General features: G+C 34.2%; 6 protein-coding genes and 2 tRNA genes. 5 read left to right on the top strand and 3 right to left on the bottom strand.

Annotated elements, in window-relative coordinates; genetic code table 11:
* Positions 1-177 precede the first annotated feature (177 nt).
* The 3 genes from rlmF to ABFR62_11130 all read left to right on the top strand — a co-directional run bounded on the left by rlmF (position 178) and on the right by ABFR62_11130 (position 6,349).
* Positions 178-1,143 (top strand): 23S rRNA (adenine(1618)-N(6))-methyltransferase RlmF, encoded by a 966-nt coding sequence (rlmF, locus tag ABFR62_11140; GenBank protein ID MEN8138973.1) that lies wholly within the window; start codon positions 178-180, stop codon positions 1,141-1,143.
* 389 nt (positions 1,144-1,532) lie between these two features.
* Complete coding sequence (locus ABFR62_11135) at positions 1,533-4,559, top strand: tetratricopeptide repeat protein (GenBank protein MEN8138972.1); 3,027 nt, start codon at positions 1,533-1,535, stop codon at positions 4,557-4,559.
* A gap of 5 nt (positions 4,560-4,564) precedes the next feature.
* Positions 4,565-6,349, top strand: coding sequence for a hypothetical protein (locus ABFR62_11130; protein MEN8138971.1), 1,785 nt, complete (start codon positions 4,565-4,567; stop codon positions 6,347-6,349).
* A gap of 94 nt (positions 6,350-6,443) precedes the next feature.
* Here the strand turns inward: ABFR62_11130 and ABFR62_11125 are convergent, their stop codons facing one another.
* From ABFR62_11125 to ABFR62_11115, 3 genes are all read right to left on the bottom strand, one after another.
* Positions 6,444-7,400 (bottom strand): phosphoribosylaminoimidazolesuccinocarboxamide synthase, encoded by a 957-nt coding sequence (locus tag ABFR62_11125; protein MEN8138970.1) that lies wholly within the window; start codon positions 7,398-7,400, stop codon positions 6,444-6,446.
* Entirely contained in the window at positions 7,393-8,346 is a 954-nt protein-coding gene (locus tag ABFR62_11120) for a PhoH family protein (protein MEN8138969.1), read from the bottom strand. Before ABFR62_11120 ends, ABFR62_11125 begins: the two co-directional genes overlap by 8 nt.
* Before the next feature lie 157 nt (positions 8,347-8,503).
* Positions 8,504-9,010 (bottom strand): TIGR00725 family protein, encoded by a 507-nt coding sequence (locus ABFR62_11115; GenBank protein ID MEN8138968.1) that lies wholly within the window; start codon positions 9,008-9,010, stop codon positions 8,504-8,506.
* Positions 9,011-9,323: 313 nt separating this feature from the next.
* Here ABFR62_11115 and ABFR62_11110 point away from each other — a divergent pair.
* Both ABFR62_11110 and ABFR62_11105 read left to right on the top strand, forming a co-directional pair.
* Positions 9,324-9,396, top strand: a tRNA-Gly gene (locus ABFR62_11110).
* 33 nt (positions 9,397-9,429) lie between these two features.
* Positions 9,430-9,512: transfer RNA gene (locus tag ABFR62_11105), tRNA-Tyr, on the top strand.
* Positions 9,513-9,526: the final 14 nt, after the last annotated feature.

Genomic DNA, 9,526 nt, shown 5'->3' with positions numbered 1-9,526 from the left:
TCCCTGGGCAAGAGAAAAAGTAGAAAGTTTATACCTAAAACTAGTTAGTAAAAGATAAGATTGAGGATGAGAGATTGAGAGGATGAGAGATTGAGAGATTGAGAGATTGGGAAAGTGAGAGATTGAGTGATTGAGTGATTGAGAAATTGAGAAATTGGGATTTATAATATTAACAAAATGCTTCCAAAGAAAAAAGAACATCCAAAAGAAAAATCAAAACTACACCCTCGAAACAGGCATAGGGCGCGATACGATTTTAAACAACTTATTGAAAGCTGTCCTGAATTGGCTCAATTTGTTAAGTTGAACGCATATAAGGATGAGTCAATTGATTTTTTCAATCCGGAAGCTGTTGTAATGCTGAATAAAGCTCTCTTAAAACAATATTACAAGATAGATCACTGGAATATCCCTGAAAATTATTTGTGTCCTCCAATTCCGGGCAGAGCAGACTATATACACCATATTGCTGATTTATTAAGCAAATACAACCATGGCGAAATTCCGATAGGTAATAAAATAAAATGTCTGGATGTTGGTGTAGGTGCAAATTGTGTTTATCCTATAATCGGAAACAGAGAATATTACTGGACTTTTATAGGAAGTGACATAGACCCTATAGCTATTGAAGCTGCTAAAAAAACGATTGATTCCAATGATAGCTTAAAAGGTAAAATCGAATTGAGATTACAGACTAATCCAAAGAATATTTTCTATGATATAATAAAAAAGGACGAGTTTATAGACTTATCTATTTGTAACCCTCCATTTCATTCATCGGCAGAAGAAGCACAAGCGGGAACACTTAGAAAGCTGCGAAGTTTAACAAAGAAGAAAATCTCGAAAGCAACATTAAACTTTGGTGGTCAGAGTAAAGAGTTATGGTGTAAAGGCGGTGAAAAAAAATTTGTTCGCGATATGATTCGCCAAAGTAAACAATTTTCTGATTCATGCTTTTGGTTCTCCACTTTAATATCAAAACAATCAAACCTTAACAGTGCCTATGAAGCCCTAAAAAAGGCCAATGCAACGGAAGTAAAAACAATTGAGATGGGACAGGGAACCAAAACAAGTCGCATTATTGCATGGACATTCTTAAATAAAAAGCAGCAGAAAGAATGGGCAAAAAAGAGATGGGAATAATTACCTGAACTCTTATCTTCATTTTACATCAAATTATTTGCATGAGAAATTATTCACGAATGTTTATTTTGGTGTTCATGATTACTTCGTAATTGCAACGCATCCCTTCACTTTCGTATTGAAAATGCATGAGGGATTGTCCTTCGGCTAACTCAAAAACCATCCTTCGACATCCTTTTTTTATTTGTTAAGTATTGAAATACTTACAAATAAAAAAAGATATAGTGTAAAGCCCTTGCTTTGTCGTTGAGCGGAGCCTAAGCGGAAAGGGCACGCCATACACTTTTTCAAAATTTTGTTGAAAATATTGCTGTAAAATATACCAAAATAGCTTTTTGATTGTTTTATATTTGAGACCTATAGAAATTAGAATTTAATCAACCTTTAATATGCTTAAACGTTATATAATTATAGCTGTTTTGCTCATATCAGCTATTGGAAATATTAATGCCCAACAATCGGCTGTGCACTTAAACAGTCAAAAGAGCTACGATAAGGCAGTATCACTATATCACCATCAACAATATGCTGCTGCACAATTAGAATTCGAAAAAGTTCAAAAAGAAAATGAAGCAAGCGAATCTCTGATAACATCTTCGGAGTATTACGCCTCACTTTGCAGCATCAAATTAGGCGAAAAAAATGGTGATTACAGGATGAAGAATTTCATTGAAAACAATCCTACTTCACCTCAAAAAAACAAGGCAATTATTGATATTGCAAATTACTATTTCAACAACGGAAAGTACAGTAAAGCTTTGGCTTGGTTCGAAAAAATTGACCCAAGCGACCTTAAAGGCAGTGAACGTCAGGAATTTATTTTCAAAAAAGCCTACGTTGAGTATACAGCAAAGAAATATGACAAAGCTAAGATCGGTTTTTCAAAAGTATTTTCATCCAGAAAATACAGTACTGAGGCGAAATACTACTACGGACATATTGCCTATTTACAAAATCAGAATCAAACTGCTCTTAAATATTTCGATCAGGTAAAAGACGACAGCAGATATTCTGATCAGGTACCGTTTTTTATCAGCCAGATATATTTTAATCAGGAAAAATATTCAGAGTCTATTGAAGTGGGCCTTCCGCTTCTTAAAAATAAAAAATCAAAACAATATTCCGACTTATCAAAACTTGTAGGAGAGAGTTATTTCAACCTGCAAAATTACAGTGAGGCACTACCCCACCTGTTAAACTACAATGGCAGGAGAGGGAAGTTTGACAACACTCACTTATATCAGATTGGTTACTCTTACTACAAAGGACAGGAATATGAAAAAGCAATTTCATATTTCAATAAGATAATAAATTCTGATTCTGAGGTTGCACAAAATGCATATTACAATCTAGCAGCCTGTTACTTAAAACTGGACAAGAAAAATGAAGCTCTAAATGCCTTTAGATCAGCATCTGACATGGATTATGATGAAAAGATAAAGGAAGATGCACTTTACAACTATGCACGTTTAAGTTATGAGGTTGGAAATGTTGCCGAGAGTGCTCCGATGGCCTTAAACAGATATATAAGGAATTATCCTAATTCGCTTCATAAAACTGAAATGTACCAACTTTTGGTTGAATCGTATCTAACATCTAACAACTACAAAGAAGTACTAAACATATTAGATTCTAAAGAATTAAACTCCTATAAAATGAAGGTTCTTTACCAAAAAGCTGCCTACCTGCAGGGAGTTGAATATTTTGGTGATGAAAAATTCGGAGAGGCTGAAAAATATTTTGAAACTTCTATTAACAAGGGGTATAATGAAGAGTTTAGGGCTAAAGCAAAATATTGGTTCGCCGAAAGCAAATACAGGTTAGGAAAATTCAATGAGGCGTTAGCAGCATATAAATCTTTTAGGCTGGAAGATCCAAACCCTTCATCGACAGAAGCAAAAATGCTTCCCTACAATATTGGTTACACTCAGTTTAAACTGCGAAATTTTTCGGAAGCAGTAATAGAATTTACTGCATTTAAAAAAAATAAAATTGAAAATAATAAACTAAAAAACGATACCTATTTAAGGTTAGGAGATTCCTACTTTATGAAAGCAGAATATTGGCCTGCACTGGAGAACTACAATAATTCTCTGACATTAAAAACAGGTGAAGCTGATTATGCAATTTACCAGAAGGCAGTATGCTATGGTCTTATAGGCAGAAATTCGCAGAGAATCGAAACATTGAATTCCTTATTACAAAAATACCCCAAATCTAAACTGGGAGATGATGCTATATACCTGTTGGGGGGTTCGTACACCAGAAACAACGACAATTCAAAAGCTCTTAAAACCTATAAAAAGTTAGAGTCAAAATATCCGGGGAGCTCTTATGTTGCCAAATCCAAGCTTAAAATAGCATTGATTTATTACAATTCTGATAAAAATTCTGAAGCATTAAAAGAATACAAGGATATCGTTACAAAATTTCCTTCAACTTCGGAGGCTAAACAAGCAGTAGCCGGTTCCAGAAAAATATATATCGACATGGGAAAAGCCTCCGAATATGTTTCTTGGGTAAAAACACTTGACTTTGTTGATATTTCTCAGGCTGAAGCTGATTCTACTTCATACTTAGCCGGAGAGAAAGCTTTCTTAAAAGGAAATTGCGAACTGGCAAAGCCTGCATTCAACGATTATCTGAAAGAATTCCCTAAAGGAATTTCAAAGTTAAACGCTCACTTCTACTTAGCCCAATGTGAATATAAAGGTGCAAGCTACGACGAGGCATTAAAGAATTACGAAGCTGTTTTAAACTATGACAAGAATGAATTTACTGAAAGATCTTTGGTAAGAGCATCTGAAATATATTTAAAAAATGCTGACACTACCAAAGCCATTAATTCATTTGAAAAATTATTGGACATTGCTGAATTCCAACAAAACAAAACATATTCCGAAATAAACTTAATGCGCCTTTATAACGCAAAAGGAAATATGGAAAAGGCTTTAGAATCTGCTTCAATAGTATCGCTAAATCCAAAAATAAGCGAGAAAGTAAAATCGGAAACTGAACTAATAATAGCAAGAGGAGCTATGGAAAAAGGAGATATTGCTCTTGCAAAAACAAACTATGAAAAACTGATGAAAACTGCTAAAGGAGAGGTTAAAGCCGAGGCAATGTACTATCAGGCATATTTCTTAAACAGCGATAAGCAATACGAAAAATCAAATAAGATAATATTCGATATCGCCTCAAAATATTCGGGCTATAAATATTGGGGTGCAAAATCACTACTTATAATGGCTCAGAACTTTGATGCTTTAAACGATCAGTATCAGGCTATTTACACATTAGAGACTATTTTAAATAATTTTGATTTTAGTGATGTAAATTCAGAAGCCAACAGACTTCTGGCCGAAATAAAAGCTAAATCTAATACAGCTACTGATGCTATTCAAACTCAAAACTAATGGCTATGAATAAGATATTTATAAATACAATAATTTTAAGTTTCATCTCCATTTCTCTCTATTCTCAGGAAGAAAAGAAGGAAGAACTTGGAACAGAAGTTGTTAATGTTGTTAAAGCATATAACCCTGAGGTTTCTGATGCATATAAAATAAAATTAACACCTGAAAACAATATTGGTGAAACAAAAAAGCAAAAACTAAGCTATGAAACTTATACTACCGATGTAGCTTCAACTTTTAAACCTTCAAAAATAGGAGCAAAATCACAGGTTAGAGAAAAAATTGAAAAACCTTTTGATAATTATCTAATTCTTGGATATGGAAGTTACCGTACACCTTTGCTCGAACTATACATGAACAACAAAAAAGTAAAAGAGCAGAGATACGGAATTCATGTGCAACATTTGTCTTCAGAAGGCGGAATTGAAGGGGTGAAATTTAATAATGCATTCATCAATTCATCAATCGACGGTTTCTACTGGAAACAGTTTAAAAATCATCAATTGAAAACAAGTTTAAACTATAACTACCAATCCATAAACTGGTTTGGAGTACCGAAAGAATTTATTTCAAATGAAATAATTAACGATTTAAATGTCGGACAAAATTATAAAACAATCGAAGGAAATATTTCTTTTGTAAATAATGGTAAAAAAGGCAATGCCATTTTCAATAGCTCTTCATTAAAAGCATACAGAATGACTGACAGATACAACAGTCATGAAAACAGAGTTAAAGCTGATGGAGTATTTTCAATTCCTATAGAAGATCATAAAATTAAAATTATTACTGAAATCGACTTTGTGGACAGTTATTTCAACGAAGGGATATATCTAAAGGATGAGATCAAAAATAAATACTTAAACTTTACATTAAATCCGAGTTATAACTTTGTAGTAGAAAATGCAACACTGAATCTCGGTATTGGAGTTTACTACAGTGCGGATTTGATCGGAGACAATAACCTTCTAAGATTTTATCCAAAAGCAGATGTTTCCGTTAATATTATCAATGACTTAATGATTGCTTATGGTGGTGTTGATGGTGCCCTAAGACAAAACTCTTTACAGTCTATAGTAAACGAAATGCCTTATGTTTCGCCTACCCAAACTATAAGTCCTACTAATATGAGATATAAATATTATGCTGGATTAAGAGGTAAGCTTGCTTCGAACATTACGTACAATACCAATGCAAGTTTTAGAAATGAATACGGTTTCCTGAACTACATATATAATCCTGCAAAGTTAAGTGTAGGCGATTTGACTCCTCCCGTATTAGCAACAGATGCAAAAGGCTGGGAAGCCGCAAACAGTTTTTCAGCTATTCAGGACTCTGTGAAGATTTTTGAACTTAATGCCGGGATAGAATATGAAGCTATTAAGGATCTGCTTTTAAGTGCTAACTTTAGATATAATATTTATGGCTCTAAAAAATTCGAGGATGTTTACAACAGACCATCACTAATGCTATCTGCAACAATCGAATACAGATTCCTTGAAAATTTTACTTTAGGAACTCAAATGTATTATGTTGGCAGTCGAAATTATGCTCAACACAGCTCAAATATTCTGTCTTCTTTCGAAGGTACTGCTCCGCATATAGTAACTAAAACCGGAGGCCAACTTGATCCTTATTTCGATTTGAATTTCAATGCAGGATATGATATTTCAAAGAAGTTCTCGGCTTTCTTAAAACTGAACAATATTTTAAATAAAAACTACGAGCTATATAAAAACTACCCTGTACAAGGCTTGCAGATAATGGCCGGAGTTGGGTATAGATTCTAATATCAAATAAAGTATTAGTTTTTATAAAAAAAAAGAGTTAATGACTGTTTAAATTGTCATTAACTCTTTTTTATTTTACAAATTTAGCCTGGTATTAGAAAGCACTATTCAAATACGAATCAACGTTATTCTGAATTCTTTCTGTAATATTTCCGGAATCTGCTTTAACAAATTTCTCACCTGTAATCTTTTCGTAAAGCTCTATATATCTATCGGAAACAGATTTAACAAACTCTTCGCTCATTTCGGGAATATGCTCCCCTTCTCTACCCTGAAAACCTTGTTCTATCAACCATTGACGTACAAATTCCTTGGATAACTGACGTTGGCTTTCTCCGTTTTTCAGTCTCTCTTCGTAACCTTCCAAATAAAAATACCTGGAAGAATCGGGTGTGTGAATTTCATCTATCAGTACAATTTCTCCTTCATTTGTTTTACCAAATTCATACTTGGTATCAACCAGGATCAAACCCTTTTCATTTGCTATTTCCTGACCTCTGGTAAACAGTTTATAAGTATAATCTTCTAATTTTGCATAGTCGTCTACACTAACAATTTCTTGCTTTAGGATCTCTTCTTTAGAGATATCCATATCGTGTTCTCCTGTATCAGCTTTTGTTGTCGGTGTTATTTTAGCCTCTCTGAACTGTTGATTTTCTACTAAACCTTCTTCAAGTTCAACCCCGCAAAGTACACGTTTCCCAGCCTTATATTCGCGCCATGCATGTCCTGTTAAATAACCGCGAATAACCATTTCTACTTTAAAAGGAGTACAAAGTTTTCCTATAGTTACATTGGGATCAGGAACATCTTTAACCCAGTTCGGAACTATATCCTCTGTTGCTTTTAAAGCTTTCTCCGCTATCTGGTTTAACACCTGACCTTTAAACGGTATTCCTTTAGGCAGTACTACATCAAAAGCTGAAAGGCGGTCGCTAACCACCATTGCCAGTAACTCGTCATTAATATTATAAACATCACGTACTTTTCCGTGGTAAACAGATTTTTGACCTTTAAATCTAAATTTACTCTCTACTATTGCCTTAGACATTATCTTCTATATTCTTATATGCGTTTATTATTCTCTTTACTAACCTATGACGAACCACATCCTTATCGTCGAGGTGAATAAAACCTATTCCTTTTACATTTTGCAAAGCTACAATGGCCTCTTTCAATCCTGATTTCTGACCTCTCATCGGTAAATCTACCTGTCCGGGATCGCCCGTAATAATAAACTTGGCATTTTTACCCATCCTGGTCAAAAACATCTTCATTTGACCATGGGTAGTATTCTGAGCCTCATCTAAAATAACAAAAGCGTTATCCAAAGTTCTACCGCGCATAAAAGCTAATGGTGCTATCTGAATAACCTGTTTTTCCAGAAGCATTTCAAGCTTTTCGTGTGGGATCATATCCCGAAGAGCATCGTAGAGTGGTTGCATGTATGGATCTAATTTTTCCTTCATATCACCCGGTAGGAACCCAAGGTTTTCGCCAGCCTCTACAGCGGGTCGGGTAAGTATTATTCTTCTTACCTCCCTATGCTTTAACGCTCTTACCGCAAGTGCTACACCAGTATATGTTTTACCGGTACCGGCAGGACCAACAGCAAAAACCATGTCGTTTCGGTTGGATGTTTCTACAAGTTTCTTTTGATTTTCGGTAAGTGCTTTTATTTGGCGTCCACTTACTCCATGAACTAGAACTTCATCTCTTTCAATTCCGGATTTATGCTCATATTCATCAGCAAAAATAATTCGTTCAAGTTCATTTTCAGGAAGGTGATTATACCTGCTAACGTAATCAATTAACTGATTAAACTTTCGTTCAAAATCAATAATTAAATCCTCCTCACCTAATACTTTAAGTTTATTTCCGCGTGCTATCAATTTTAGCTTTGGATATAATGAGCGAATCAATTCTAAATTCGCATTGTGCTCTCCGTAAATATCAACGGGATTCACATCTTCAATATCAATAATTATCTCGTTCAATATCGATAGTAATTAAGTATTTAAAACAATATTATTTTAAGTGCGATTCAAGACACAAACTTACAACAATTTTGAGTTTAGAACTCAATAAAATTGCTTTTTGCCATTGGATATTTATCTAAAATATACTCAAAAAAAAAGAGCCATTATTCATAAATCAATTTGGAATTGATTCTATAATTTCATCAATCGATTCAGCTGCTGTGAGTTTGCTGCTATTTCTAAGATCCAATTCCCTGCCTGCCAATTCTTTCGACCAGCCATCCAGTTTTGTATAGCATATTATCTTTTTTCCAACCTGCCATGAATAAGCTATTTCTGATAAAGTGCCTGCCCCTCCTGAAACTGCTACAATAAAATCGGCACTGTTAATTATTATTTGATTTCTCGCCCAACCAATACCCGTGGCAATTACAATATCACAATAACTGTTTGCCTCATCTTTGTCTTCTCCGGGAACTATACCAATAATTTTACCATAAGAATAATTATCAGATGTTCGTGCTCCCTTACTAACAGCCTCCATAAAACCCTGCATTCCACCATTCACTATTGAATAACCTTCATCTATTAAACGCTTACCAAGTTTTATTCCAAAATTATAAACATCTATTGTACAACGCGACTGATTAGGACCTATTACACCTATAACTTTTGGTTTCATCGAATTTCATTTAATTGTATAAGTACAAATTTACAAACAAAAACACTTATATATATGACAAACCGGTAAAAGTAATATTAGCAAAAATTACTTGTTTCCGGGCTATTCATCTACTTTTTCAAAATGATCTTTAGAAATAACAAAAAAAAATCAGCCTATACATTACTGAATTACAGAGCATTTTAATATTCATTAAAAAAAAGTGAAATAAAGGTTTGCATAAACCAAAATCAGTACTATTTTTGCACCCGCATTACAGAAACAATGCAGTTCTTTGAAAGATTGAAATACCAATACAAAAAAAACAATAATTGCGAGAGTAGCTCAGTTGGTAGAGCGTCAGCCTTCCAAGCTGAATGTCGCGAGTTCGAACCTCGTCTCTCGCTCTTTTTTATTGTTTCAATTATATAAATAACTTTGGGGAGATACTCAAGCGGCCAACGAGGACAGACTGTAACTCTGTTGTGATTTCACTTCGCAGGTTCGAATCCTGCTCTCCCCACTAAAAACAAATGT

The sequence above is a fragment of the Bacteroidota bacterium genome (genome assembly GCA_039714315.1).
Lineage (GTDB): Bacteria > Bacteroidota > Bacteroidia > Flavobacteriales > JADGDT01 > JADGDT01.
The sequence above is the reverse complement of the archived record's forward strand: the minus strand, read 5'-3'. Positions and strand labels throughout refer to the sequence as shown.

Bases quoted from the DNA above. Each gene is read 5' to 3' on its own strand.
- ABFR62_11130 (MEN8138971.1), top strand. From the start codon at position 4,565: ATGAATAAGATATTTATAAATACAATAATTTTAAGTTTCATCTCCATT.
- ABFR62_11135 (MEN8138972.1), top strand. From the start codon at position 1,533: ATGCTTAAACGTTATATAATTATAGCTGTTTTGCTCATATCAGCTATT.
- rlmF (MEN8138973.1), top strand. From the start codon at position 178: ATGCTTCCAAAGAAAAAAGAACATCCAAAAGAAAAATCAAAACTACAC.
- ABFR62_11115 (MEN8138968.1), bottom strand. From the start codon at position 9,010: ATGAAACCAAAAGTTATAGGTGTAATAGGTCCTAATCAGTCGCGTTGT.
- ABFR62_11125 (MEN8138970.1), bottom strand. From the start codon at position 7,400: ATGTCTAAGGCAATAGTAGAGAGTAAATTTAGATTTAAAGGTCAAAAA.